The following is a 24,370-nucleotide window of genomic DNA, read 5'->3' as shown; positions in this document are numbered from 1 at the left end:
GCGTCGGGCCCGCCGCTGACCGTCGGCGCACCGCCCGCTGACCGGGACGGTGCGCGGCCGGGACGGTGCGTGGCCGGGGCGGTGCGCGGCCGCCGGGAGACGCTAGGCGCGGGCGGCGGCGAGGGCCTCGTCCGGGGGCAGGGCCGCGCCGCGGTGGTGGGCGGACGTGAAGGCGGCGTCGCCGAGCAGCGCGCGCACCCGCGCGGTGACCTGTGAGGCGTCGGGCGTGCCGTCGGGGTGGCCGCTCCGCAGCGCGGCCGCGGCGCCCAGCAGGAAGGCGGCGCGCTCGGCGTCGCCCTCCCGCAGCGCGACGCCCGCCAGCCCCACGACGGCCTCCGCGCGGTGCAGGAAGATGGGGTGGTCGAACGACATGTCCAGCGCCCGGCGGTGCAGCCGCCGCGCGGTGTCCAGGTCGCCCTCGGCGGTGGCCACCCAGCCGAGCCCGACGTGCGCCGCCGACCGCGTGGCCAGCGCGAGGAACCGTTCGCTGCCGAAGGCGTGCATCGCCGCCTCGTACCGCCTGCGGGCCTCGGCCAGGTCGCCGCGCAGCCGCGCCACGTCGCCGAGCCTGTTGTACGCGGCGGCGACCTTGTCGGGGACGCCCGACCGGCGGGCCAGCCCGACGGCCGTGGTGAAGTCGGCCTGGGCGGCGGCCAGGTCCCCGTCCTGCAGGGACATCAAGCCCCGGCTGCACAGCAGGTCGGCGGTGTCCTCCATGGCGCCGAGCGGTTCGATCATGGTGAGGGCCTCGTCCAGCAGCCGCCGGGCGCGGTCGCGGTCGCCCCGCCACGCGGTCAGCTGGGCCAGCTGGTCCAGGGTGTTGGCGATGCCCCACCGGTCGCCCACCGCTCGGAATCCCGTGAGCGCGGCCTCGCACTCGGCCTCGGCCGCGGACGTCTCCGAGCGGAACTGCCGCACGAACGCCTCGCTCATGTGCATCAGCGCCGTCGTCCACGGAGCGGAGCCGATCAGCTTGTCGTACGCCGTGGGGTCGTCGTCCATCGGGCCGATGGTCAGCCCCCACAGCACCAGCGTGGCCGGATACCGCAGCTCGCGGTCCAGACGCCGCAGCGCGGACGACGCCGCGTCCAGCAGCGGGCGCGCGTCCCCGCCGATCACCACCGACCCGCCCGACACCGCGTTGGCGACGCAGGCCACGAACTCCTCCTCCAGGCCGTCCGGCGGTTCGTGGCCGATCACGCGCAGCAGCTCGGCGGCCAGCGCGGCGCCCTCGACGCGGCCGCGCAGCCACCAGTACCACGACAGCGCCGCGACCAGCCGCAGCGCCAGCGGCGGGTCGGCGTGCACGCAGCGCCGCAGCGCCGCGTGCAGGTTGCCGTGCTCGGCGGCCAGCCGCTCCAGCCACTCCAGCTGCGCGGGACCGCGCAGGTGCGGGTCGGCGGTCAGCACCAGCTCCAGGAAGTACTCGGCGTGGGCGCGGCGCACCCGGTCGTGCTCGCCCGCCTCCTCCAGCCGTTCGGCGCAGAACGCCCGGACGGTGTCGAGCATGCGGTACCGGGTGCCCTCGCGGACGCCCGCCGGGGCCGGCTCGGGCTGCAGCAGCGACTTGTCGGCCAGGCCGATCAGCAGTTCGTCGGCGTCGGGTTCGGGCAGGTCGCAGATCCGGGCCACCGCCGCGGGGGAGAACCCGCCGGCGAACACGGTCACGCGGCGGGCCAGCCGCCGCTCCTCCTCGTCGAGCAGGTCCCAGCTCCACTCGACGACGGCGCGCAGCGTCTGGTGCCGGGGCGCGGCGGCGCGGCTGCCGCGCGACAGCAGCCGGAACCGGTCGTCCAGCCGTGCGGCGACCTCGGCGACCGGCAGGGAGCGCAGCCGCGCCGCGGCCAGCTCGATCGCCAGCGGCAGCCCGTCCAGCGCGGCGCAGATCCGCAGCACCGCGGGGAGGGTGGCGTCGTCGACCGTGAACCCGGGCCGCACGGCGGCGGCGCGGTCGGTGAACAGCCGGACCGCCGGGTAGCGCAGGGCCTGCTCGGGGGGCAGCTCGGCGGGCGGCACCGGCAGCGGCGGCACCGGCCGCAGCGACTCGCCGGTGACGCCCAGCGCCTCCCGGCTGGTGGCCAGGACGCGCAGGTCCGGGCAGGCGCTCAGCAGCCGGTGCGCGATCCGCGCCGCGTCCTCGATCACGTGCTCGCAGTTGTCCAGGACGAGCAGCATGCGGCGGCCGGTCAGCGCGGCGACGAGCCGTCCCACCGGGTCGGGATGCCCGGACGGCTCGCCCGGCGCCTCCGGCCGTACCGGGTTCTCCCGCAGGCCGAGCGCGCCCAGCAGCGCCTTCGGCACCTCCGCCCCGGCGCCCAGCGGGGCCAGGTCGACGAAGCACACCGGGCCCTGGTCGCGTGCCGCCGCCTCCACCGCCAGCCGCGTCTTGCCGGCGCCGCCCGGCCCCAGCAGCGTCACCAGCCGCGCCTCGGCGAGCAGCTTGCCCACCTGCCGCAGCTCCTCCTCGCGCCCCACGAAGCTGGTCAGCTGCGCGGGCAGCGAGGCGTGGTCGGGGGGAGCGGGGCGCGGCCGGTCCAGGTCGCCGCGCAGCATCGACAGGTGCAGGTCCGACAGTTCGGCGGACGGGTCGGCTCCCAGTTCGTCCGCGATGATCCGCCGCCCGTCCTCATAGACGGTGAGCGCCTCGGCCTGCCGTCCGCTGCCGTACAGGGCGCGCATCAGCAGCCCCCGGGCGCGTTCGCGCAGCGGGTGGGCGTCCACCACCTCCTGCAGGGAGGACAGCAGGGATGCGTTCTCCCCCAGCGCGAGTGCGGCTTCGGCGTGGTCTTCTATGGCGGCGATCCGCGACTCCTCCAGGCGTGCGGCCTGACCGCCTGGCAACGGCACGTCCGCCAGGGCGGGGCCCCGCCACAGGCTCAGGGCCTCACGCAGCGACGCCGTGGCGCGGGTGTGGTCGCCGTTGGCCAGGGCGTCGCGTCCCTCACGGGCGAGACGCTCGAAGCGGTGGGCGTCCACACTGTCCGGCGAGACGGCCAGGCGGTAACCCGAGGCGGTGCCCTCGACAAGCTCCGCGTCGCCCAAGGCCCGGCGCAGACGCGACACCTGGGACTGCAGCGCGTTCGCCGCCCCGGCCGGGGGATCCTCCCCGTACAGGCCGTCGATGAGCCGTTCGGTGGGGACGACGCGGCCCGCGTCTATCAGCAGCAGGGCCAGAAGCGCGCGCACACGTGGGCCCCCGACGGCCACGGCACGCCCGTCGTCCAGACGCGCCTCCACCGTCCCCAGAACGCCGAACCGCATGGCGACGATTCTCCCGTATGGAACGGTTCGCCGTGCGTCGCCGGCCGTCGAACGCGGGATCCCGCCCGGGGGTCACCGGCGCAGGCCGCCCCCGGGCTCCTCTTCGCCGTCGCCCATCCCGAGTTCGACGTCGAGATACTCGTCCTCGGGCCACAGGTGGTCGGCCAGCCAGGCCAGGTACTCCTCGTCGGCGGGGTCGAGGACGGCCGTCATCGACTCGGGGTACCCGCCCGCCCCGTCGGGCCCGCCGAGGCCGCCCGGCGAGATCAGGGGGATGCCAGGACGCGCGGCAGGGCGCACCCACCGGCCGGCCCACAGCAGGCAGGTCAGGGAGACCAGGACGAGGACCACGAACACGCCGCGCCGCCCTTCCGCGAAGAACCTTGCGTAAGGAGCAAAACAACTGAACGCTACAAGACCGGATCGGGCGGCGGGGAGACGACATGCCGTGACGGCGCGTCGCCGGGGCGGCCCGGCGACGCGTGAAAGTGTACGCGCGGGGCGTGTTCCAGCAGCTCAACGCGCCGCGCGGCAGCGCGGCGGCCGTTGGTCCGTCCCGGAAGAAAACACGTGCGGGCCTCGGCCGCAGGGCGGCCGAGGCCCGCACGTCAGATGGGACATGCCCCGCGATGGCGGGTGGGGTGGTGCGGGGAGGCGGGCGGTACGCGCCTCACCTCGGGGAGTTCTGGTCGATGAGCCGTGCGCCGCCGGTGCCGGGCGGCGGGGCGCTCACCTCAGGAGACCGTCGCTGTCGCAGCGGCGCGGCGCAGGTGCGGGGTGGGACGGTGCGGTGCGATCACACGCCCGTCGGGCAGCAGCTCGCCGGTGTCCTCGAAGAGGACGATGCCGTTGCACAGGAGGCTCCAACCCTGCTCGGGGTGGCTGGCCACGATGCGGGCGGCGTCGTGGTCGACGCTGTCCGGCCCTGGACAGGGCGGCTGGTGGACACAGGCCGGCAGTCGCTGAGCGGTCACGGGATACCTCCACGGATGTCCTGAGAATTAGGACATACCTCGAGTTTGCAGACCGTCGACCGAAACTCGCAAGCGGATGGCGGAATCTTTACCTTCCTGGCGTTTAGCGAGGGGCTCAGGTGAGCAGGTCGCCCGCCTCGCCGCCCCCGGCCTCGTCGCCGCCCGCCACGTCCAGGCCCACCACCGAGCGGCAGCCGGTGCAGATCCACTCGCCGACGACGGCCTCCGACCCGGCGCCCTGGGCGCGGTACGGGCGCTCGACCCGGCGGCGGCGCATGCCGTGGCCGCAGGTGGGGTGCAGCAGCCTGCCGCAGTGCGGGCACGGCCACACGTCCTCGCGGCGCAGGCGGCACTGCGGGCACAGCGGCGACTCGTACGGCTCGGGCAGCTCGCCGGCGCCGAGCTCGACGCGCCACTCCTGCTCCAGGTCCAGGTACTCGTCGCCGGGCCACAGGTGGTCGGCCAGCCACGCCAGGTACTCCTCGCTGTCCTGGTTGAGGACGGCGGTGAGGGACTCGGGATGGTCGGCCGAGCCGTCGCCGGCGTCCGGGGCGCCGGCGGCGCCTCCGGGCGTGTCGGCGGGCCCGGCCGTGGCGGCGGACAGCCGGGGGGAGCGCCCGGTCGCGAGCCACGCGGCGGCCAGCAGCGTCAGCAGGCCGAGGAGCGCGGCCGCGGCCAGGCCTGTCGCCGTGGGCATCGCGATCTCCTTTCGCGATCTTGTGGCGGGGGACCAAGATCAGGAAAGCGGTTTACAAAACGCTGCGAACGCTACAAGAAAGGCAGTTAACGGAAAAGTCGATCAGAAAAGAATCTTCGGCGGGATCGGGCGGGTGCCGCCGCCCGGCGCCCCGGTCCCGTCACGCGCGCCCGCGGCGGCCTGCGGATTCGGCGTGCCCGGCGCCCTGCGGGCGGGCGCCCGGCAGCGTGACGCATCTCTCGCCGGTGGGGGGTTTCGGGCGCCTGCGGGGGCCGCGGCGCCGCGGCGTCCTTAAGTTCGTTTTCGCCCCGGCTTGCTGTGATCGTCGTGTGCCGTCCGGCCGGAGGCGGCCGGACACCACCGAGCGGAGAGCGAGGGGACGGCGAGCATGAGTCTCAGCGGACGTACCAAGATCGTGATCGCGGCGGCCGGGCTGGCGGGGGCCGGAACGCTCGTCGCCGGAAGCGCGGCGCTGGCCGACACCGGGCCGCAACCGGGCCGCACCGAGCTGCGGATCGTCGACTACCAGGCCCAGGACGCCGGGCAGCCGGGCAAGGACTGCCCGTGGCGCCACGGGCAGAGCCCGAACCAGGCCGCCGGCACGCAATGAGCCGGCCGGAGGAGCACGGCACGCCGGGCACGCCGCCCGAGCCCCCCGCCGGGACGGCGCGCGAGCGCGGAGACCTCTGGACGGACGATCGCGTCGCGACCGGCGGCCTCCGCGGGGACGCCGCGCCGGGCGGCCGCGCCGGCGGCATCGACGCCGCCCGGGTCCGGCCGCCGGCCAGCGCGCTGGCCGAACGGGCGCTGTTCGAGGTCAAGCGTGTGATCGTCGGCCAGGACCGGATGATCGAACGGATGCTCGTCGCGGTCCTGGCCGGGGGCCACTGCCTGCTGGAGGGCGTGCCGGGCGTGGCCAAGACGCTGGCCGCGCAGACGCTGGCCACCGTCGTCGGCGGGTCGTTCGCCCGCCTGCAGTTCACCCCCGACCTGGTGCCCGCCGACATCGTCGGCACCCGCATCTACCGGCCCTCCACCGAGAGCTTCGACATCGAACTCGGCCCGGTGATGGCCAACGTGGTGCTGGTCGACGAGATCAACCGGGCCCCGGCCAAGGTGCAGTCGGCGCTGCTGGAGGTGATGGCCGAACGCCAGGTCAGCATCGCGGGCCGCACGTTCCCGGTGCCGCGCCCGTTCCTGGTGCTGGCCACCCAGAACCCGATCGAGTCCGAGGGCGTCTACCGGCTGCCCGAGGCGCAGCGCGACCGGTTCCTGCTGAAGATCGACGTCGGCTATCCGACCGAGGCGCAGGAACTGGCGATCGTGTACCGGATGGGCGTGCGGCCGCCCGAGCCGGACCGCATCCTGGACACCGGCGAGGTCACCGCGCTGCGCGAGGCCGCCACCGGCGTCTTCGTGCACGACGAGGTGGCGCGGTACGCCGTGCGGCTGGTGGCGGCGACCCGCGACCCGGTCGGCCACGGCGTCCCCGAGGTCGCGGGCCTGCTGGCCTACGGGGCGGGGCCGCGCGCCTCCCTCGGGCTGGTCGCGGCCGGACGGGCGCTGTCCCTGCTGCGCGGCCGCGAGTACGTCCTGCCCGGCGACGTGCGCGACCTGGCCGGCGACGTCCTCGCCCACCGGCTGGTGCCGTCGTTCGACGCGCTGGCCGACGGGGTGGGCGTGCGGTCGATCGTCGACCGGATCGTGGCGGCCGTGCCCGCGCCGCGCGTCGCCCCCGAGGAGACCGGCCCGCAGGGAGAGGAGCGCAGGGCCGCATGAACCCCACCCCCGCCCTGCGGGAACTGGCCCCCGAGCACGCCCTGCGCCGCCTGGAGCTGACCGTCACGCGGCGCCTGGACGGGCTGCTGCAGGGCGACCATCTGGGACTGCTGCCCGGACCGGGGTCAGAGCCCGCCGAGGGACGCGAGTACGTGCCCGGCGACGACGTCCGCACGATGGACTGGAACCTGACCGCGCGCTCCACCGTCCCGCACGTGCGCGACCGCGTCGCCGACCGCGAGCTGGAGACCTGGGCGCTGGTGGACGCCACCGCCAGCATGGACTTCGGCACCGGACGCCTGGAGAAGCGCGACCTGGCGGTGTTCGCGGTGGCCGCGGTCGCGTTCCTCACCGAGCGGGCCGGCAACCGGATCGGCGCCCAGATCGTGCGCGACGACGGCCCGCTGCACGTCCCGGCGCGCACCGGGCGGCCGCACCTGCTCGGCCTGCTGCGCACGCTGCTGGCGGTCCCGCGCGGCGCTCCCGGGCGCGGAGGCGACGGGAGCGCCTCCGCCTCCCTCGGCGCGGCCGCCGGCCTGCTGCGCCGCACCGGCGCCGCGCGCCGCGGCCTGGTCGTCGCGGTCTCCGACTTCCTGGACCCGGTGGCGTCGTGGCAGCGTCCGCTGCGGCTGCTGGCCGCCCGGCACCAGCTGCTGGCCGTCGAGGTCGTCGACCCGCGCGAGCTGACGCTGCCGGACGTGGGGATGCTCACCGTCGTCGACCCCGAGACGGGACGGCGCCGCGAGATCCCCACGGCCAGCGGCCGCCTGCGCGAACGGTACGCGGCGGCCGCCGCCCGGCAGCGCGCGGAGATCGCGGCGGGCCTGCGCGCGGCGGGCGCGGCGCACCTGCGGCTGCGCACCGACGGCGACTGGGTCCGCGACCTGGTCCGGCACGTGCTGACCCAGCGCAGGACGGCCGCGGCCGCCGCCCCGCCGCCCGCGGCGGGCCCGGCGTCCGGGGCGCCGCCGGCCCCGGGAGGGGGTGCGGCGTGAGCTTCCTGGAACCACTGCGGCTGCTCCTGCTGCTGGCGCTGCCCGTGCTGATCGCCGCGTACGTGGTGACGCAGGTGCGGCGCGGCAGGTACGCGGTGCGCTTCACCAACCTGGCGCTGCTGGACAGGGTGGCGCCGACCCGGCCGGGCTGGCGGCGGCACCTGCCCGCGGCGGCGTTCCTGCTGATGCTGGGGCTGTTCGTCACCGGGTTCGCGCGTCCGGCCGCGGACGTGCGGGTGCCGCGCGAGCAGGCGACGATCATGGTGGCGGTCGACGTGTCGCACTCCATGGAGGCCACCGACGTCCAGCCGGACCGGCTGACCGCCGCCAGGCAGGCCGCCCGCACCTTCGTCGAGCGGCTGCCCGCGCGCTTCAACGTCGGCCTGGTCGCCTTCTCCGGGACGGCGTCGGTGCTGGTCCCGCCGACCACCGACCGGCGGGCCATGCTCGCCGGCATCGACCGGCTGACGCTGGGCCCGCGCACCGCGATCGGCGAGGGCGTGATCGTCTCGCTGGACGCGATCGCCGGGTTCGGGGCGCAGTTCGGCGGGCAGCCCCCGCCGGGACGCGTCGTGCTGCTGTCCGACGGCACCAACACCGCCGGACGCAGCCCCAGGGACGCCGCGCAGCGCGCCCTGGGGGCCGGGATCCCGGTGTCCACGATCGCCTACGGCACCGCCGAGGGCGTGATGTACCAGAACGGCACGGCCGTCCCGGTGCCGGTGGACGGGCCCGCGCTGGAACGCCTGGCGCAGGAGACCGGCGGCCGCTACTACGAGGCCGCGTCCGGCGGCGAGCTGCGCCGCGTCTACGAGGACATCGGCAGCAGCATCGGCTACCGCGTCGAGCAGCGCGAGATCTGGGCGTGGTTCGTCGCCGCCGGGCTGCTGCTGTCGGTCGCCGTGTCCGCCGGGTCCCTGCTGTGGTTCTCCCGCCTGCCGTGAGCCCGCCGGATCCCGCCGTGAGCCCGCCGGATCCCGCCGTGAGCCCGCCCTGAGCATCGAAGGAGCCTGATGAGTCACCAAGCGCACGGGGACGCCCGGTTCGGGCTGGGCGAGCCGCGCGGCCCCGACTTCCTGCCCGCCCCGCCCGCCCCCGCCTGGCCCCAGGGCGGCGACCCGTTCCGCGTCCCGGCGCCGCCCGCCCCGTGGACGCGGCAGGACGACCCCGGCGGGCCCGGCGGGAGCGGCCCGAACCGGCGGGGGCCGGGCCGCGCCGTCGTGGTCGCGGTGGTGGCGGGCCTGCTGGCCGGGGGAGCGGCCGGCGCCGCCGCCGGACGGCTGACCGGCGACCGGGCCGCCGCCGCGCCGATCGCCCGGTCCACCGCCGGGCCGGTCAACGGCGGGGCCGGGGACCTCAGCGACGTGGCGGCGCGGGTGCAGCCGAGCGTGGTGTCGGTGGAGACCCGGTCGGCGCGCTCGCGCGGCACCGGGTCCGGATTCGTGATCGACCGGGGCGGTCACGTCCTGACCAACGCGCACGTCGTGGAGGGGGCGGGCGAGGTCACCGTGGTGCTGGCCGACCGGCGTCGCTTGGGGGCGCGCGTGGTGGGCGCCGACCCCGCCAACGACCTGGCCGTCCTGGCGATCCCGGCCGGGGACAGCCCCCCGCCGCTGACGTTCGGCCGCTCGGCCGACGTGCGGGTGGGCGACCCGGTGCTGGCGCTCGGCTCGCCGCTCGGCCTGCAGGGCACCGTCACCAGCGGCATCGTCAGCGCGCTGAGCCGCGAGGTGAGCCTCGGTGACAGCGGGCGGCGCAGCGCGCTGCAGACCGACGCGTCGATCAACCCGGGCAACTCCGGCGGCCCGCTGGTCAACGCGCGCGGTGAGGTCGTCGGGGTGAACACCGCGATCGCGCGCGGGCAGGTCGGCGGCATCGGCTTCGCGATCCCCGCGGATCGCGCCGTGGACGGCGCGCAGCGGCTCATCCGCTGACACGTCATACCGTCGAGGTGGCCGTCGAGGCGGCTGTCGAGGTAGGTGGCCGCCGTGGCGGCCGTCATGGTGGAACGGGGCCGTACCCGGCCCCTCGGCTCGGGAAGAGGGCGCATCGGATGCGGGTGCTGGTGGTCGAGGACGAGGAGGACCTCGTCGAGGCGCTGCGGTACGGGCTGGTCCGCGCCGACTACGCGGTCGACGTCGCCCCCGACGTCGAGACGGCGACGCACAAGCTCTACGCCGCCGCCTACGACCTGATGATCCTGGACCTCAACCTGCCCGACGGCGACGGGTTCGACCTGTGCGGCCGGATCCGCAGCGGCGAGCTGGACGGGCAGAGCGGCCCGGACCTGCGCATCCTCATGCTGACCGCGCGCGACCGGCTGGCCGACCGGGTGCGCGGCCTGGACGAGGGCGCCGACGACTACCTGGTCAAGCCGTTCGCGTTCCCCGAGCTGCTGGCGCGCGTGCGGGCCCTGCTGCGCCGCGACTCCGGCGGCGGGTCGGCGGTGTGGACCGTTGGCGACCTGCGCCTGGACACCGGGCGGCGGGAGGCGTTCCGCGGCGAGCGCCGCCTGCAGCTGACGCCCAAGGAGTTCGCCGTCCTGCGGTACCTGATGAGCCGTCCCGGGCAGGTGGTGTCGGCCGAGGAACTGCTGGAGCACGTCTGGGACGAGAACGCCGACCCGTTCACCAACACCGTGCGCGTCACCGTCGGCACGCTGCGCCGCAAGCTCGCCGCCTCCGACGAGGAGCAGCTGATCGAGACCGTCGTGCGGCACGGCTACCGCCTGCGCGAGAGCGACGCCGCCACCACCCCAGCGAGGCCGTCATGACCACCCCCGAAGGCCCCACCGAAGGCCCCGCCGAAGGCTTCGACCGCGCCGAGCACCTGGAGAGCCCGCCGCCGCGCCGGTGGCGGCCCCGCCCGCCCGCGGGCTGGCGGCTGCCGGGGCCGATGCAGTCGATCCGGTTCCGCCTGACGGTCCTGTACTCCACGCTGCTGTTCGCCCTGACCGCCGTGGTGCTGGGCGGCGTCTACTGGGCCGTGGCGCGCAGCACCGACGCCCAGCCGATCACCAAGACCTTCAACGCCGAGAAGGTCGTCCAGATGCCGGACGGCAGCCAGCAGCGCCTCGGGCAGGTCGAGGTCGTCAAGGTGCAGCAGGTCGAGCAGGCCGTCAACTACGAGACCCAGCAGACCCTCAAGCACTACTCGCTGCTGACGCTGGGCGGGCTGTTCGTGGCCAGCCTGGGCATCGGCTGGGTGCTGTCGGGCCGGGCGCTCAAACCCGTCGGGGCGATCGCCCGCGCCGCCGAGGAGATCCAGGCGACCGACCTGTCGCGGCGCATCCGCCTGTCCGGGCCGCGCGACGAGCTGCGCTACCTGGCCGACACCATCGACTCCATGCTGGACCGGCTGGACGCGGCGTTCCACGCGCAGCGCCGGCTCATCGACGACGCCTCGCACGAGCTGCGCAGCCCGCTGGCGATCATCCGGGCCAACCTGGACACCGTGCTCAGCGACGCCGACGCCGAGGCCGAGGACCGGCGCCGCGCCGTGCAGGTGGTCGACCGCGCCACCACCCGCATGACCCGCCTGGTGGAGGACCTGCTGGCCACCGCGCGCCGTTCGGCTCCGGCCTTCGACGACAACGACGTGGACCTGGGCCTGGCCGCGCGGGAGGCGGCCGAGGAGTTCGACGCGCTGGCGGCGGCGCGCGGGATGACCGTCGAGCGGCGGCTGCGGCGCGGGCTGACGGTGATCGGCGACCACGACGCGCTGCGCCGCGCGGTGGGCAACCTGCTGTCCAACGCGGTGCGGCTGGCGCCCGCCGGGTCGACCATCACGGTCGCCGCCGACCGGATGGGCGGCTGGCAGTGGATCGCGGTCCGCGACGCCGGGCCCGGCATCCGCGCCGAGGAGCAGCACCGGGTGTTCGACCGGTTCTGGCGCGGCCCCGAGACGCGCCGCTCCCGCGACCGGGACCGCCGCACCGGCCTGGGCCTGGCGATCGTGCGCAGCATCGTGGAGGCGCACAACGGCCACGTGCGGCTGTTCTCCGCCTCCGGCGCCGGCAGCACGTTCGTGCTGTGGTTCCCGGTGTCGGCGGGCACCGCGGGGACGCCGGGCTCCGGGCCGCCGGCGATCGCGACGCCGCCGGAGGTCGACCCGCTGCCGTCCGACGACGGGACCGCGCGGCGTCCCGTTCGGTGAGCCTTCATCCGGCCGACACGAGCCCGCAACACGGGGATGAGGGAATGTCGGTGCCCGGCCCGGGCCGTGCGCGCCCGCGTCCCGGCGGACGCCGCCCGCCCGGCGCCCGGGACGGCGTGGAGGGCGTGAGGGGGAGGCGCGCATGCGCAGGCAGACCGTCCGGTTCGACGAGGTGATCGCCCGCTTCCACGGCGTCCGGCTCTACGAACGCGACGCCGAGCAGGCCGTCTACCTGGCCGAACGCGGCGGCCTGTGCCACGTGGTGATCACGCGGGAGGACGCGCCGGCCGGCGGCCCGGTCATGGCGACCGTGCTGGCGTTCGAGGACGAGTGGGAGCGCGGCGCGCACCTGGCGTCCCGCCGCGGCGACGCGTCCGCCGCCCTGACCTGACCCGGTTCGGTCCGATCACGGCCGCGTCCCGGCCTTTGCGGGTATCCTGTGGTTTTCCGCAGGCGTCAGGGTGCGGCACACGGCCGGTGAGCCGGGCGGTCGTTTCCATGGCGGGGCACACTCCGGCATCCGTAGCCTTTGGGACATGATCGCAATCACGCACTTGGCGCTCGCCGCAGGCCGGGCGGACGCGGGCGGCGCCGCCGAGCCGACCGGCGGCATCGCGGGCTGGGCCACCGACCTGATGGAGCGGATGGGCGCCGTCGGCGCGGGCGCGGCCATCGCCCTGGAGAACCTCTTCCCCCCGCTGCCCAGCGAGGTGATCCTGCCGCTGGCCGGGTTCACCGCGGCGCGCGGTGACATGAGCCTGGTCGCCGCGCTGATCTGGACGACGGTCGGCTCGGTGGTCGGCGCGCTGGCGCTGTACTGGATCGGCGCCCTGATCGGCCGCGACCGCATCCGCCGCCTGGTGGCGCGGATGCCGCTGATGAAGCTGGAGGACCTGGACCGCACCGAGGCGTGGTTCGCCCGGCACGGCGGCAAGGCGGTGTTCTTCGGCCGGTTCATCCCGCTGTTCCGCAGCTTCATCTCCGTGCCCGCGGGCGTGGAGCGCATGCCGATGACGTCGTTCCTGCTCTACACCGCGGCGGGCAGCGCCATCTGGAACACCATCTTCGTGCTGGCCGGCTACCAGCTCGGCGACAACTGGCACCTGGTGGAGGAGTACGTCGGCACCTACTCCAAGGTCGTCGTCGGGCTCGCCGGGCTGGCGGTGGTGGTCTTCCTCATCGTGCGCATCGTGAAGGGGCGCGGCAAGGGTGGCCAGCCGCCGGGGGCGCACCGGCGGACCCGCAGCTCCCAGGGTGAGCACGTCGGCTGACCGGGCGGGCGTGGACGTGGACGGGGCCGCGCCGCCGCCACCGCAGCGGCGTCGCGGCCCCTTCCCGCGTCTGCTGCGGATGTCCGCGCGGACACTGGCGGGGCTGTGCCTGGGCGCGGTGTCGGCGGTCGTGGAGCTGGTGCTGCTGGCCGTGGCCGGGCCACTGGTGGTGTGCGCGCTGGCGTTCTCCCGGGGACGGCGGCCGGTGCCCCGCGTGGTGACCGGCGCGGCGACGGCGCTGACCGGGCTGGAACGGCGGCGGCTGACGGTGTTCCTCGGCCATGAGCAGCCCGCCGGGTACGAGCCGGTGCGCGCCCTGGTGTACCTGCTGCTGCGCGTCCCGGTCGGCCTGCTCGGCGGCATCATCCTGACGCTGACCACGTACGGCGCGGGAGCCATGACCGCGCTCATCTTCAGCTGGAGCGTCTCCGGCGACTACCTGGACCACATTCCCCCGGAGCCGGGGATCGTCGCCTACATGCTCGTGATGGCGGCCGTGCTGCTGTTCCTGGCCGTCCAGGGGCTGATAGGGGTGGCCGTGCTGGAACGGGGCGTGGCGCGGCGCTGCCTGGGGCCGAGCCCGCTGGAGCAGTACGAGAGGCGCATCGCGCAGCTGGCGGTCAGCCGGGCCGCCGTGGTGGAGGCGGTCGACGACGAGCGCCGCCGCATCGAACGCGACCTGCACGACGGCGTGCAGCAGCGCCTGGTGGCCCTGGGCATGCTGATCGGCCGCGCGCGGCGGGCCGGGGACGCCGAACGGGCGCGCGAGCTGCTGCGCCAGGCGCACGAGGAGTCGCAGCGCGCCCTCGGCGACCTGCGGGAGGTCGCCTGGCGGGTCTACCCCGCGGCCCTCGACCGGGAGGGGCTGCGGGCGGCTCTGGAGACGGTGGCCGAACGCTCGTCCGTCCCGGTGACCATCGACTACGACGTGGCGGGACGCCCGCCGCACGCGGTGGAGACCGCCGCCTACTTCGTGGTGTGCGAGGCGGTCACCAACGCGGCCAAGCACTCGGGCGCGTCCCGCGTCACCGTCCGCGTCGCCGACGGCGACACCGGCGGGGTCACCGACGAAGCCGTCGGCGGAGTCGTCGGCGGGGCCGCCGGCGCCGCCGGGGCCATGCGGACGCTGCGGGACGACGCCGCCGAGACAGGGAGCAACGGAATGATCTTCGTGCGGGTGGAGGACGACGGCGCCGGGGGAGCCGACCCGGCGGGCACCGGGCTGGCCGGGCTGGCGCGCCGGGTCGCCGCGCTGGACGGCGCGTTCGCCGTCGACAGCCCGTCCGGCGGCCCCACCGTGATCCGGGCGGCGCTGCCGTGCGGGTGATCCTGGCGGAGGACTCCACGCTGCTGCGCGAGGGCCTGGTCCGGCTGCTGGCCGAGGAGGGGCACGAGGTGCCGGCCGCCGTCGGCGACGGGCAGGCGCTGCTGGACGCGGTGGACGCCGAGCCGCCGGACGTGGTCGTGGTGGACGTGCGGATGCCGCCCACCCACACCGACGAGGGACTGCGCGCGGCGCTGGAGATCCGCCGCCGCCGTCCCGGCATCGGCGTGCTGGTGCTGTCGCAGTACGTGGAGAAGCGCTACGCCACCGAGCTGATCACCGCCGACGCCACCGGGGTGGGCTACCTGCTCAAGGACCGGGTGGCGCAGGTCGACGAGTTCCTGGACGCGCTGGAGCGGGTCGGCGCGGGCGGCGCCGCGTTCGACCCCGAGGTGGTCCGCCGGCTGGTGATGCGCAGCTCGCACGCCGATCCGCTGAGCCGCCTGACGCCCCGCGAACGCGACGTGCTCGACCACATGGCCCAGGGGCACACCAACGCCTCCATCGCCGCGCACCTGCACGTGTCGCAGAGCGCGGTCGAAAAGCACGTCAACGCCATCTTCGACAAGCTCGACCTGTCCCAGGCCGCCGGCTACAGCCGCCGCGTCCTGGCCGTCCTGCGCTACCTCGGCTCCTGACGCCCGCCCCGCGACGGCGGCCGGGCATGGCATTGTTGGGACGCGAAACGACACAGGGGGAGACGAAACGATGCTGGGAAAGCTGGACTGGGTGCCCGCGGCCGAACGGGCCGGCCTGCTCGCCGAGCCGGTCGTCGCGGCCGTGCGCGACGTGCCGGAGGCGTACGTCGCGCCGATCGACCCGGCCCTGGCCGACACCGCCGAGTTCTGCGCGCACTACGACGTGCCGCTGGAGGCCAGCGTCAACTGCGTGATCGTCGCCGCCAAGCGGGGCGGCGAGGTCCGCTACGCCGCGTGCATGGTGCGGGCCACCGACCGCGCCGACGTCAACGGCGCGGTGCGCAGGCACCTGGGCGCGCGCAAGGTGTCGTTCGCCCCCATGGACGAGGCGACCTCCCTCACCGGCATGGAGTACGGCGGCATCACGCCGTTCGGCGTCCCCGGCGACTGGCCGGTGCTGGTGGACGAGGCGGCCGCCGCGCTCCCGCGGGCCGTCGTCGGCAGCGGCATCCGCGGGTCCAAGCTGCTGGTGCCCGGCAAGGCCCTGGCCGCGCTGCCGGGCGCCGAGGTCATCGCACTGGCCCAGGCGTGACCTCGGCCGCCCTGCGACGCGCGCTGACGGCACCCGGGCCGCCGCCGCTGCCCGTCGACGCCGCCCGCCTGCTGGCCGAGCTGAACGCCCCGCCCCGGCTGGCCGCCCACCTGCGCGCCGTGCACGAGGCGGCCGGCGAGCTGGTCGACTGGGTCGCCGCGACGTACCCGGACGTCGCGGTCGACGCGGAGGCGGTGCTGTTCGGCGCGGCGACGCACGACATCGGCAAGGTGCTGCATCCCGCCGAGCTGTCCGGCCCCGGCGCCCGGCACGAGCCGGCGGGCCACGACTTGCTGCGCGCGCACGGCGTGGAGGAGAGGCTGGCGCGGTTCGCCCGCACCCACGCCGCCTGGGACGGCGACGGCGTCACGATCGAGGACCTGCTCGTCAGCCTCGCGGACAAGGTCTGGAAGGCCAAGCGCGTCCCCGACCTGGAGCAACGCGTCGTCGACCGGCTCGCCGCCGCCTCGGGCGAGCAGGCCTGGGAGACGTTCCTCAAGCTCGACGACGTGCTCGACCGCATCGCCGCCCGCGCCGACGACCGCCTGGCCTTCCAGTCCGCCCACCCGGTCCGGGACGGGCAGGCGGCTCGGGAAGGCCGGGCGGAGGAACACGGCTGATCAGGCGGCGGGGTAGGGGGTGCCGCCGGCGGCGGTGGCCCGCTCGTGGAGGCGGCGGTTGGCGGCCGTCATCTCCGCGGCCGTCCGGCAGCCGGGCGAGGCGGTGCGCAGCATGCCGAACAGCACCGGGTCGGCGGGGGAGCGCAGCATCGGCACGCGGCCGATCCTGAGGGCCTTGACGAGCACGACGCCGCTGAGCCCCAGATCGCCGGCCGTCGTCCCGGCGAGCACCTCGCCGATCAGCTCCGCCGCGCGGGCGGCGGGCAGGAACACCATCGCCCACGGATGCGGCCGCGCCCACTCGCCCAGCCGGACCAGCTCCGCCACGTCGGGCCGCATCCGGTCGGCGAAGTCGCGGTAGGCCAGGCGCTCCACCTCGGACGGCTCCACGCCCTCGGGCGGACGCGTCCCGTCGTACACCACGGCCTTGGCCTCGAACCGCCACCCCGCCTCGGCGGGCTTGGCCTGGCCGGAGACGTGATCGGCCCGGACGCGGCGCTGGAGGCCGACGAGCTCGCCCGCGTCCCGGCACGGCACCGTGCACACCAGCACCCGTTCGGGCGCCGCGACCAGCCGCAGCGTGGCCTGCGTGATGACGCCGTACCGGCCCATGCCCGCCCGCACCGCGTCGAACAGCCCGCGACGGCGCGACGCCGAGCAGACCGCGATCTCGCCCTGCCGGGTGACGACCTCCAGCTCCAGCACGTTGGCGGCCTGCGTCCCGTGCACATGGGACGCCCCGCCCACACCGCCCGCCGACAGCGTCCCGCCCACCGTCAGGTCGAGGTGGTCGGTGAGCACCGGCGGCGTGAGCCCGTGCGGCAGCGTCGCGTCCAGCACCTCCCGCCACGTCGCGCCCGCGTCCACGGTGACGTGCCCGCGGCCCACCTCGTGGGCGGCCCGCATGCCGCGCATGTCGATCACGACGCCGCCCGGGGCCTGCGACTCGCCCGCCGTGGAATGCCCGCACCCGCGCGCCGCCACCGCCAGGCCGTCCGCTTCGGCTTGCTGCACCGCGTCGGCCACGTCGCGCGCGCACGACGGACGCGCCACGCGCAGCGGCGAGGTGCGGACGATGCCGCCGAAGTCGTCCACCGCGCTACCGCTTGCGCTGCCGGGCCCGTTCGCGCAGCCGGTCGGCCACGCGGTTCAGGGCCTCGCCGAGCACCTCCAGCTCGTCGTCCGACAGCTCCTCGATGAGCAGTTCGCGCACCACCGCCCGGTGGCCGGGCCGGACCCGGGCCAGCGCGGCGGCGCCCTCGTCGGTCAGCTCCGCCCACACCGCGCGGCGGTCGGCGTCGCACGGCCGGCGCCGCACCAGCCCGGCCTTCTCCAGCCCCGACACCTGGTAGGTCAGCCTGCTCTTGGAGACCATCACCTCGCGGGCCAGGTCGGACATGCGCATCCGGTGCCCCTCGGCCCAGTCCAGCCGGACCAGCACCTCGAACTCCGCGTGCGACAGCCCGCCGTCGCGCTTGAGCTGGCGTTCGATCTCGTGTTCCAGCAGGTGCGAGGCGGTCAGGAAGCCCAGCCAGGCGTGCATCTGCCGGGGATCGAGGGGTGAGGTGCCTGTCACATCACCATCATAGTTGGTTTGGATTTGAACTAAATGTTGCTAGCGTCGGTTGAGAGTTGAACTATTTCCGCCGCCGTATGCGCCGCCGTCCGGCGCGTGCGGCGGCCGCCTATCTCGCAGGAGGAGAGCATGAACCCCGCTCGCCGCTTCCCCTACCTGCCCGACGCGGGTCTGCTGGTGGGCCGCCTGGCCATCGGCGTGATCTTCATCGCGCACGGCTGGCAGAAGCTCACCGAGACCGGGCATTCGGGCGTCACCGCGATGTTCGAGGGCCTCGGCATCCCGTTCCCGTCGCTGTCGGCCGCGTTCGCCACGTGGGTGGAGCTGCTCGGCGGCGCCGCGCTCGTCCTCGGGGTGCTCGTCCCGGTCGCCGGCGTGCTGCTGGCGGTCGACATGGCCGGCGCGTTCTGGTACGCGCACGCCGACAAGGGCCTGTTCGCCGGTGACGGGGGCTACGAGCTCGTCCTCGCACTCGGCGCCACCTGCCTGCTGCTCGCCCTGGCCGGCGGCGGCCGCTTCGGCGTCGACGCCGTCGTCTTCGGCCGCCGCGAGGCGTCCGGCCGCGAGCCCGCCCGCACCTGACGGTCCCGCACGGGCGCCGGGTCCTTCCGCCGGCCCGGCGCCCGGCATCATGGAGGCGTGGACGAGCGGGAGATCATCGCCGAGTACGCGGCGCTGGACGCCCGCCTGTGCGACCCCGCCGTCCACCGCGACCACGGGCTCGCCCGCCTGCTGCGACGCCGCCGGGACCACCTGCGTCCGCTGTACGAGACGGCCGTCCACCTGCGGAGCACGCGCGACGACCTGACGGCGGCGCGCGAGCTGGAGTGGCACTCCGAAGCCGCCGCCCTCGCCGCCCGGTCGGCCGCCCTCCAGGACGCCCTGTCCGCGCGGCTGGCGGGCTGGGACCGTTACGACCCCAACGACGTCGTCCTCTTCATCGACGCCGTGTCGGACGACGCGCTGTGGCTCGCCCGGCACTACCAGGCCGCCGCCCGCCCCGGCTGGCGTGTCACACCCCTCGACGGCCGGCTCGACGCTCCCCGCCCGCACGCCGTCCTGGGGATCACGGCAGGCGAGGGCGGCCCCGGCGCCTGGGCGGCCCTGAAAACGGACAACGGCCTGCACGCCAAGGGAAGGGCCCTCGCGCGGGTGACGGTCCTGCCGGACGTCCCCGACGCCACCGCCGACCCCGGCGCTCTGACCATCGGCCTGCTCTGCACGCGCGACCCCGGCGCCCCCACGACGATCCGGGTCGACCACACGCCGTCCGGCATCGCCGCGTTCGGCGTCAACGAGGACCAGCGCCGCGCCCGGGCGGACGCGCTGCGTCAGGTGCACGCCCGGCTCGCCGCCGCCGCGCTGACCCCCGCCGACCCCGCGTACCACCACATCGCCTCCGCCCGCTCCGGCGAGGTCACCCGCACCCACTGACCGGGCCTCGTTTCGGGCGGGGACGAACGCCCGCTGCGGGACGTCCGCGTGAAAGCGGCCGGAAGAGTTGCCAGGTCCCGGCATACCACTATCTGTACCGATATGTACCGACTGGTTACGTCGACCGCCCTGTCATGTCGATGTCATATGGATCACGGCAGAATGACGAGAAGTTCCAGATGCCCGTTTCTGGGCATGTGATCGTCAAGATTCCTGGGAAGGCGGTGCGTTGGTGACGCACGGTAGTGAGTTCGTGGTGGTGGCCAATCGGCTGCCGGTGGACCGGGTGGTCGGCGAGGACGGGACGGCGTCCTGGCGGCGGAGCCCGGGGGGCCTCGTCAGCGCCATCGCACCGGTGATGCGCCGGCGTCACGGCACGTGGATCGGATGGGCGGGCGCGCCCGACGAGGAGCTGGAGCCGTTCGAGGAGGACGGCATGTCCCTGTGGCCGGTCAAGCAGACCAGGCGGGACGTCGAGCTCTACTACGAGGGGTTCTCCAACGCCACGCTGTGGCCGCTCTACCACGACGTGGTGGCCCCGCCGGTGTACTCGCGCGAGATGTGGGACGCCTACGTGCGCGTCAACGAACGGTTCGCCGACGCGGCGGCCGAGGTGGCCGCGGAGAACGCCGTGGTCTGGGTGCAGGACTACCAGCTGCAGCTCGTCCCGGCCATGCTGCGGCGCCGCCGTCCCGACGTGCGGATCGGCTTCTTCCTGCACATCCCGTTCCCGCCGCTGGAGCTGTTCTGGCAGATGCCGTGGCGGCGGCAGATCCTGGAGGGCCTGCTGGGCGCCGACCTGGTCGGCTTCCAGCTGCCCGGCGCGGCGGCCAACTTCGTCCGGCTGTGCCGCCGCCTGCTTGACGCCCGGCACTTCCGCCAGGACGTGCTGTGGGAGGAGCGCGTCGTGCGGGCGCGCGCGTTCCCCATCTCTGTCGACGTGGGCGAGCTCAAGTCGCTCATCGCCCAGCCCAGCGTGCGCGAGCGGGCCGAGGAGATCCGCGCCGACCTCGGCGACCCCACCATCCTGCTCGGCGTCGACCGGCTCGACTACACCAAGGGCATCGCCCAGCGCCTGCAGGCGTTCGGCGAGCTGTTCGAGGACGGCCACCTCAAGCCGGGCCAGGCGGTGTTCGTGCAGATCGCCACGCCCAGCCGGGAGCGGGTCGAGCAGTACCAGCTGCTGCGCGACCAGATCGAGCAGCAGGTCGGCCGCATCAACGGCGACTACGGGGAACTGGGCTTCCCCGTCGTGCACTACCTGCACACCTCCTACGACCGCGCCGAGCTGGCCGCCCTCTACCTGGCCGCCGACGTCATGGTGGTCACCCCGCTGCGGGACGGCATGAACCTGGTCGCCAAGGAGTACGTCGCCTGCCGCGACGACCTGCGCGGCGCCCTGGTCCTCAGCGAGTTCGCCGGCGCGGCCGCCGAGCTCAAGCGGGCCTTCCAGGTCAACCCGTACGACATCGACGGGCTCAAGAACACGATGCTGGCCGCGATGAACGCCGACCCGGCGGAACAGGCCCGCCGCATGCGCGCGATGCGCAAGCGCGTCCTCGAACACGACGTCGACCGCTGGGCCCAGGACTTCCTCAGCGCCCTGGAACAGCCGCAACGGGTCAACTGACCCGCCGTCCCCCCAGGGGGACACCACATTCGAACCCCTGAGCAACGCGACCCTGACCCACCCGAAAGGACGGCCCCCCGCTCGGACCCTCCACGCCGCCCGGCCTTGAGGCGACCGCGCCCACCGGCGCAACACCTCGCGCGCTTCTTCTGGAGCGTGCCACCGACACGACGGACGTGCCGTCACCACCGCCCGTGGTCCCGCCCGACCAGCGCGGGGACGCCGCGTCCACGACCTGCCAGCGGAGCCCAGGTCGCCTTCCGCCGGGTGCGGCGCCCCGCCGCTGCGGGGGGTCAGCCGGCGGCTCGGCTCACCGCTCACGGCCGCGGCGCGCCTCCCGGTCACGGCCGGGAGCGCCGCCGAGCGCACCCGCCGTCCCGTGACCGCAAGGCCGAACGCCGCATCTCCTGGCGGCGCCCCAGCCCCTCCCGCGCCACACGCATTCGGCGCCCTCCCGCCGTCCGGGCGGCGCTCCAGACGCCAGACCGGGACGCCGGGTTCGCGACCCGCGCCGACTTCACTGCGGGGCAGCGTCCCGTGAGCAGCGAGCGGTTTCGGGGACGTGGCAGGTGAGCTGCCGGCCGGACCAGCCGTCCCAGGCCAGGTGGGCTCGTCGTGCAGGCGACGGCGCCCGCCCGTTCCGGACAGGTGGCGCCTGGAGGCGGGCAGCCGTTGGTCAGGGCGTGCGTACCGGGTGCCCCTGCCAGAGGGCCGGTGAGGGCTCCGTCAGCGGTCGGTGGAGGCGGGGCGTAGGTCGAAGGCCGCCCAAACGGCCTTGCCGCCTGTGGACAGGGGCGCCCAGCCCCACGCGTCGCTGACCGCGCCGACCACCACCAGGCCGCGGCCCGCCTCGCCGAAGCGGTCCGGGTCGGGCTCGGCCTGCTCGGGGACCTGGGTGCCCGGGTCGGTGACGGCCACGACCAGGCGCCGCGGGTGGCCCAGCAGCACGAGCTGGATGGGACACGGCGGCGCCGGGCGCAGCAGGCCCGTCAGGCCGTGCCGGAACGCGTTGGTGACCAGCTCCGACACGGCGACCAGGACGTCCTCGGCGGCGTCGGCCAGCCCCCAGTCCTCCAGCGTGGCCAGCGTGAACTCGCGCGCCGCCTTCGGTGAGGCGGCGTCGGCGGGCAGGACCCGGCGGGCGGTGCGGGGACGGCCCGAGGGCGGGGTCGGCCAGTGGCCGGCCAGCCCCGGTGTGGCCGGCGGGACCAGCGCCGTCGGGCCGGCGTCCGGCCACAGCGCGCGCCCGGCGGTCGCGGGCCGCCAGGTCCGCCTCCCCCCGTGCGCGGGCGGAGCGGCGACGTCGTCTGCCTGGTCAACGATCATTGTCAGACCCCAGTGGCGAGCGGGTGTGCAGTGCGCGGCGTTCGCTATCTTGCTCCCCATGTCGTGCAGATGCAAGACCGTCTGCATGAACCAATGCAAGAACGAATGCACGTGCATCTCGTACCATGACTACAGGGGTGGGGCGAGATCGCAGCCTCCCGCGAGGGAGGCGAGACGGCCTGACAAGGGGGCACGCATGTACGGCGACGAGCTGTCGGACCTCTGGCGGCACGGACTCGTCTGGCAGAAGAGCCGCCGCAGCAACCCGAGCGGCAACTGCGTCGAGTTGGCCGAACTCCCCACAGGGGAGATCGCGGTGCGCAACTCCCGGTATCCGAACGGACCGATCCTCGTCTACACGCGGGAGGAGGTCGAGGCGTTCGTGGGCGGTGCCAAGGACGGCGACTTCGACCACATGCTGGTCTGAACCGCCGGTCCGGTCGGGACCGTCAGTAAACCGAATCCCGTTCCATTTCGGTGTTCCGCCAGGTAGCGTGCTGACGCATGCACCTGGGCCAGATCGCCGAGCGAACCCCCGGCAGGCCCGCCGTGATCATGGCGGGCTCCGGGCGGATCGTCACGTACCGGGAACTCGACGAGGAGTCGAACCGGCTCGCGCAGCTCCTCCGTGCAGAGGGGCTGCGCCCCGGCGACCACGTCGCCTTCATGCTCGAGAACCACCCGCTGTTCCTGGCCGTGGCCTGGGCGGCGCAGCGTTCCGGGCTCTACTACACCGCCGTCAGTTCGCGGCTGCAGGCCGACGAGCTGGCCTACATCGTCGACAACTGCGGGGCGAAGGTCTTCGTCTCCTCACGGGCCCTGGCCGGCACCGCGGCGGCCGTCACCGAGCGCACGCCCCGGGTGCGGCTGCGGCTGATGCTGGACGGCGTCGCGCCGGGCTTCGAGTCCTACGAGGAGCGGGTCGCGGCCCATCCGCCGACCCCCATCCCGGACGAGTGCGAAGGCGTCGACATGCTGTACTCGTCGGGCACGACCGGCCGGCCCAAGGGCGTCAAACCGCAGCTGCGGCTGGACCCGATGGGCACGCCCGGCGCCCTCTACCAGCTGATCTCCCTGCTGTTCCAGCCCGACAGCGACTCGGTGTACCTGTCCCCGGCGCCGCTCTACCACGCCGCGCCGCTGCGCTACAGCCTGACCTTCCAGCGGTTCGGCGCCACCGTCGTGGTGATGGAGAAGTTCGACCCCGAGCAGGCCCTCGCGGCCATCGACAAGCACGGGGTGACGCACAGCCAGTGGGTGCCCACCCACTTCATCCGGATGCTCAAGCTGCCGCCGCAGGTCCGCGCCCGTTACGACCTGTCGACGCTGCGCTGCGCCGTGCACGCCGCCGCGCCCTGCCCCGTCCCGGTCAAGGAACAGATGATCGAGTGGTGGGGCCCGATCCTGCACGAGTACTACGCCGGGACCGAGGGCAACTGCTTCGTCTACGCCAACTCCCAGGACTGGCTCGCCCACAAGGGGACGGTCGGAAGACCCCTTCTGGGAGAGATCCATGTCTGCGACGAGAACGGCGACGAGGTGCCGCCCGGCACGCCCGGCACCCTCTACTTCGGCGCCGGCCCCGAGTTCGAGTACCACGGCGACGCCGACAAGACCGCCGCGTCCCGCGACCCGAGGGGGCGCGGCTGGACGACGCTCGGCGACGTCGGCTACGTGGACGACGACGGCTTCCTCTACCTGACCGACCGCCGCTCGTACATGATCATCAGCGGCGGGGTGAACATCTACCCGCAGGAGGCCGAGAACGTCCTGGCCGTCCATCCCAAGGTCGCCGACGTGGCGGTCATCGGCGTCCCGGACGCCGAGATGGGCGAGTCCGTCAAGGCCGTCGTGCAGCCGGTGTCCATGGACGACGCGGGCCCCGGCCTGGAGGCCGAGCTGATCGCCTACTGCCGCGACCGCCTGGCCCACTACAAGTGCCCGCGCTCGGTCGACTTCCGCGCCGAACTGCCCCGCCATGCCACCGGCAAGCTCTACAAGCGCCTGCTCAAGGAGGAATACTGGAAGGACTCCGACTCCCGGCCGCGCCCCTGAACCGCGACCCTCGTGTCCCGCGCCGAAGCCGCCCGCGCCGAGC

The 24,370-nt window shown here is 74.9% G+C and carries 25 protein-coding genes; 18 read left to right on the top strand and 7 right to left on the bottom strand.

What is annotated here, in order from left to right; all coding sequences use genetic code 11:
- Positions 1 to 102: 102 nt before the first annotated feature.
- From ABZ801_RS21615 to ABZ801_RS21600, 4 genes are all read right to left on the bottom strand, one after another.
- On the bottom strand, positions 103 to 3,261 hold the full coding sequence (locus ABZ801_RS21615; protein WP_360700355.1) for a BTAD domain-containing putative transcriptional regulator: 3,159 nt from the start codon (positions 3,259 to 3,261) through the stop codon (positions 103 to 105).
- Positions 3,262 to 3,333: 72 nt separating this feature from the next.
- Complete coding sequence (locus tag ABZ801_RS21610; RefSeq protein WP_344940767.1) at positions 3,334 to 3,618, bottom strand: hypothetical protein; 285 nt, start codon at positions 3,616 to 3,618, stop codon at positions 3,334 to 3,336.
- A 377-nt stretch (positions 3,619 to 3,995) separates the two neighbouring features.
- On the bottom strand, positions 3,996 to 4,235 hold the full coding sequence (locus tag ABZ801_RS21605) for a DUF5999 family protein (RefSeq protein WP_344940765.1): 240 nt from the start codon (positions 4,233 to 4,235) through the stop codon (positions 3,996 to 3,998).
- 115 nt (positions 4,236 to 4,350) lie between these two features.
- Positions 4,351 to 4,932 carry a hypothetical protein gene (locus ABZ801_RS21600; protein WP_344940762.1) on the bottom strand — a complete coding sequence of 194 codons (582 nt, stop codon included), beginning with the start codon at positions 4,930 to 4,932 and terminating at the stop codon, positions 4,351 to 4,353.
- A gap of 388 nt (positions 4,933 to 5,320) precedes the next feature.
- On the opposite strand from ABZ801_RS21600, the gene ABZ801_RS21595 reads away from it, so the two are divergent.
- The 13 genes from ABZ801_RS21595 (at position 5,321) to ABZ801_RS21535 (ending at position 16,306) form a co-directional block, all read left to right on the top strand.
- Positions 5,321 to 5,542 (top strand): hypothetical protein, encoded by a 222-nt coding sequence (locus ABZ801_RS21595; RefSeq protein ID WP_344940759.1) that lies wholly within the window; start codon positions 5,321 to 5,323, stop codon positions 5,540 to 5,542.
- Positions 5,539 to 6,711: a MoxR family ATPase gene (locus tag ABZ801_RS21590; RefSeq protein WP_360700351.1), complete on the top strand. Its 1,173-nt coding sequence runs from the start codon at positions 5,539 to 5,541 to the stop codon at positions 6,709 to 6,711. The genes ABZ801_RS21595 and ABZ801_RS21590 overlap by 4 nt, the downstream gene beginning before the upstream one ends.
- Entirely contained in the window at positions 6,708 to 7,706 is a 999-nt protein-coding gene (locus tag ABZ801_RS21585; RefSeq protein ID WP_360700348.1) for a DUF58 domain-containing protein, read from the top strand. The genes ABZ801_RS21590 and ABZ801_RS21585 overlap by 4 nt, the downstream gene beginning before the upstream one ends.
- The gene (locus ABZ801_RS21580; RefSeq protein WP_360700345.1) at positions 7,703 to 8,650 is read left to right on the top strand and encodes a VWA domain-containing protein; all 948 of its coding nucleotides are present in this window, start codon (positions 7,703 to 7,705) and stop codon (positions 8,648 to 8,650) included. Before ABZ801_RS21585 ends, ABZ801_RS21580 begins: the two co-directional genes overlap by 4 nt.
- A gap of 69 nt (positions 8,651 to 8,719) precedes the next feature.
- Positions 8,720 to 9,640 (top strand): trypsin-like peptidase domain-containing protein, encoded by a 921-nt coding sequence (locus ABZ801_RS21575; RefSeq protein ID WP_360700342.1) that lies wholly within the window; start codon positions 8,720 to 8,722, stop codon positions 9,638 to 9,640.
- A 119-nt stretch (positions 9,641 to 9,759) separates the two neighbouring features.
- The gene (locus ABZ801_RS21570) at positions 9,760 to 10,479 is read left to right on the top strand and encodes a response regulator transcription factor (RefSeq protein WP_360700339.1); all 720 of its coding nucleotides are present in this window, start codon (positions 9,760 to 9,762) and stop codon (positions 10,477 to 10,479) included.
- Positions 10,476 to 11,861, top strand: a complete 1,386-nt coding sequence (locus ABZ801_RS21565) for a HAMP domain-containing sensor histidine kinase (RefSeq protein ID WP_360700335.1) — start codon at positions 10,476 to 10,478, stop codon at positions 11,859 to 11,861. The genes ABZ801_RS21570 and ABZ801_RS21565 overlap by 4 nt, the downstream gene beginning before the upstream one ends.
- Positions 11,862 to 12,003: 142 nt before the next feature.
- Entirely contained in the window at positions 12,004 to 12,252 is a 249-nt protein-coding gene (locus ABZ801_RS21560; RefSeq protein ID WP_360700332.1) for a hypothetical protein, read from the top strand.
- A 145-nt stretch (positions 12,253 to 12,397) separates the two neighbouring features.
- Complete coding sequence (locus tag ABZ801_RS21555; protein ID WP_360700329.1) at positions 12,398 to 13,132, top strand: DedA family protein; 735 nt, start codon at positions 12,398 to 12,400, stop codon at positions 13,130 to 13,132.
- Positions 13,116 to 14,459, top strand: coding sequence for a histidine kinase (locus ABZ801_RS21550; protein WP_360700326.1), 1,344 nt, complete (start codon positions 13,116 to 13,118; stop codon positions 14,457 to 14,459). Before ABZ801_RS21555 ends, ABZ801_RS21550 begins: the two co-directional genes overlap by 17 nt.
- The gene (locus ABZ801_RS21545) at positions 14,450 to 15,094 is read left to right on the top strand and encodes a response regulator transcription factor (protein WP_360700324.1); all 645 of its coding nucleotides are present in this window, start codon (positions 14,450 to 14,452) and stop codon (positions 15,092 to 15,094) included. Before ABZ801_RS21550 ends, ABZ801_RS21545 begins: the two co-directional genes overlap by 10 nt.
- Positions 15,095 to 15,164: 70 nt before the next feature.
- Positions 15,165 to 15,686: a YbaK/EbsC family protein gene (locus ABZ801_RS21540; RefSeq protein ID WP_360700321.1), complete on the top strand. Its 522-nt coding sequence runs from the start codon at positions 15,165 to 15,167 to the stop codon at positions 15,684 to 15,686.
- On the top strand, positions 15,683 to 16,306 hold the full coding sequence (locus ABZ801_RS21535; RefSeq protein ID WP_360700318.1) for an HD domain-containing protein: 624 nt from the start codon (positions 15,683 to 15,685) through the stop codon (positions 16,304 to 16,306). Before ABZ801_RS21540 ends, ABZ801_RS21535 begins: the two co-directional genes overlap by 4 nt.
- Here ABZ801_RS21535 and ABZ801_RS21530 read toward each other — a convergent pair whose 3' ends face one another.
- Together ABZ801_RS21530 and ABZ801_RS21525 are read right to left on the bottom strand one after the other, a co-directional pair.
- Positions 16,307 to 17,401, bottom strand: a complete 1,095-nt coding sequence (locus ABZ801_RS21530; RefSeq protein ID WP_360700315.1) for an FAD-binding protein — start codon at positions 17,399 to 17,401, stop codon at positions 16,307 to 16,309.
- Positions 17,402 to 17,405: 4 nt separating this feature from the next.
- On the bottom strand, positions 17,406 to 17,882 hold the full coding sequence (locus tag ABZ801_RS21525; protein ID WP_344940716.1) for a MarR family transcriptional regulator: 477 nt from the start codon (positions 17,880 to 17,882) through the stop codon (positions 17,406 to 17,408).
- Between the two features lie 129 nt (positions 17,883 to 18,011).
- On the opposite strand from ABZ801_RS21525, the gene ABZ801_RS21520 reads away from it, so the two are divergent.
- The 3 genes from ABZ801_RS21520 (at position 18,012) to ABZ801_RS21510 (ending at position 20,946) form a co-directional block, all read left to right on the top strand.
- Positions 18,012 to 18,464: a DoxX family protein gene (locus ABZ801_RS21520; RefSeq protein ID WP_344940713.1), complete on the top strand. Its 453-nt coding sequence runs from the start codon at positions 18,012 to 18,014 to the stop codon at positions 18,462 to 18,464.
- A 57-nt stretch (positions 18,465 to 18,521) separates the two neighbouring features.
- Complete coding sequence (locus ABZ801_RS21515; protein ID WP_360700310.1) at positions 18,522 to 19,316, top strand: PCRF domain-containing protein; 795 nt, start codon at positions 18,522 to 18,524, stop codon at positions 19,314 to 19,316.
- A 232-nt stretch (positions 19,317 to 19,548) separates the two neighbouring features.
- Positions 19,549 to 20,946 carry a trehalose-6-phosphate synthase gene (locus ABZ801_RS21510; RefSeq protein WP_360700308.1) on the top strand — a complete coding sequence of 466 codons (1,398 nt, stop codon included), beginning with the start codon at positions 19,549 to 19,551 and terminating at the stop codon, positions 20,944 to 20,946.
- 726 nt (positions 20,947 to 21,672) lie between these two features.
- Here the strand turns inward: ABZ801_RS21510 and ABZ801_RS21505 are convergent.
- On the bottom strand, positions 21,673 to 22,272 hold the full coding sequence (locus ABZ801_RS21505; RefSeq protein ID WP_360700305.1) for an ATP-binding protein: 600 nt from the start codon (positions 22,270 to 22,272) through the stop codon (positions 21,673 to 21,675).
- Between the two features lie 196 nt (positions 22,273 to 22,468).
- Here ABZ801_RS21505 and ABZ801_RS21500 point away from each other — a divergent pair, with 196 nt between their 5' ends.
- Together ABZ801_RS21500 and ABZ801_RS21495 are read left to right on the top strand one after the other, a co-directional pair.
- Positions 22,469 to 22,699 carry a DUF397 domain-containing protein gene (locus tag ABZ801_RS21500; RefSeq protein ID WP_344940701.1) on the top strand — a complete coding sequence of 77 codons (231 nt, stop codon included), beginning with the start codon at positions 22,469 to 22,471 and terminating at the stop codon, positions 22,697 to 22,699.
- A 77-nt stretch (positions 22,700 to 22,776) separates the two neighbouring features.
- The gene (locus ABZ801_RS21495) at positions 22,777 to 24,327 is read left to right on the top strand and encodes an acyl-CoA synthetase (protein WP_360700301.1); all 1,551 of its coding nucleotides are present in this window, start codon (positions 22,777 to 22,779) and stop codon (positions 24,325 to 24,327) included.
- Positions 24,328 to 24,370 lie beyond the last annotated feature (43 nt).

The organism is Actinomadura sp. NPDC047616 (genome assembly GCF_040642915.1).
In the GTDB taxonomy this organism is placed as follows: domain Bacteria; phylum Actinomycetota; class Actinomycetes; order Streptosporangiales; family Streptosporangiaceae; genus Spirillospora; species Spirillospora miaoliensis.
Note: the sequence above shows the minus strand (reverse complement) of the source record. Positions and strands in the feature narration are given on the sequence as shown.

What these genes read in the sequence shown, in the direction of transcription:
- ABZ801_RS21615 (WP_360700355.1), bottom strand. Translation starts at nt 3,261, where the DNA reads ATGCGGTTCGGCGTTCTGGGGACGGTGGAGGCGCGTCTGGACGACGGG.
- ABZ801_RS21600 (WP_344940762.1), bottom strand. Translation starts at nt 4,932, where the DNA reads ATGCCCACGGCGACAGGCCTGGCCGCGGCCGCGCTCCTCGGCCTGCTG.
- ABZ801_RS21595 (WP_344940759.1), top strand. Translation starts at nt 5,321, where the DNA reads ATGAGTCTCAGCGGACGTACCAAGATCGTGATCGCGGCGGCCGGGCTG.
- ABZ801_RS21590 (WP_360700351.1), top strand. Translation starts at nt 5,539, where the DNA reads ATGAGCCGGCCGGAGGAGCACGGCACGCCGGGCACGCCGCCCGAGCCC.
- ABZ801_RS21585 (WP_360700348.1), top strand. Translation starts at nt 6,708, where the DNA reads ATGAACCCCACCCCCGCCCTGCGGGAACTGGCCCCCGAGCACGCCCTG.
- ABZ801_RS21575 (WP_360700342.1), top strand. Translation starts at nt 8,720, where the DNA reads ATGAGTCACCAAGCGCACGGGGACGCCCGGTTCGGGCTGGGCGAGCCG.
- ABZ801_RS21570 (WP_360700339.1), top strand. Translation starts at nt 9,760, where the DNA reads ATGCGGGTGCTGGTGGTCGAGGACGAGGAGGACCTCGTCGAGGCGCTG.
- ABZ801_RS21565 (WP_360700335.1), top strand. Translation starts at nt 10,476, where the DNA reads ATGACCACCCCCGAAGGCCCCACCGAAGGCCCCGCCGAAGGCTTCGAC.
- ABZ801_RS21560 (WP_360700332.1), top strand. Translation starts at nt 12,004, where the DNA reads ATGCGCAGGCAGACCGTCCGGTTCGACGAGGTGATCGCCCGCTTCCAC.
- ABZ801_RS21555 (WP_360700329.1), top strand. Translation starts at nt 12,398, where the DNA reads ATGATCGCAATCACGCACTTGGCGCTCGCCGCAGGCCGGGCGGACGCG.
- ABZ801_RS21540 (WP_360700321.1), top strand. Translation starts at nt 15,165, where the DNA reads ATGCTGGGAAAGCTGGACTGGGTGCCCGCGGCCGAACGGGCCGGCCTG.
- ABZ801_RS21520 (WP_344940713.1), top strand. Translation starts at nt 18,012, where the DNA reads ATGAACCCCGCTCGCCGCTTCCCCTACCTGCCCGACGCGGGTCTGCTG.
- ABZ801_RS21505 (WP_360700305.1), bottom strand. Translation starts at nt 22,272, where the DNA reads ATGATCGTTGACCAGGCAGACGACGTCGCCGCTCCGCCCGCGCACGGG.
- ABZ801_RS21500 (WP_344940701.1), top strand. Translation starts at nt 22,469, where the DNA reads ATGTACGGCGACGAGCTGTCGGACCTCTGGCGGCACGGACTCGTCTGG.
- ABZ801_RS21495 (WP_360700301.1), top strand. Translation starts at nt 22,777, where the DNA reads ATGCACCTGGGCCAGATCGCCGAGCGAACCCCCGGCAGGCCCGCCGTG.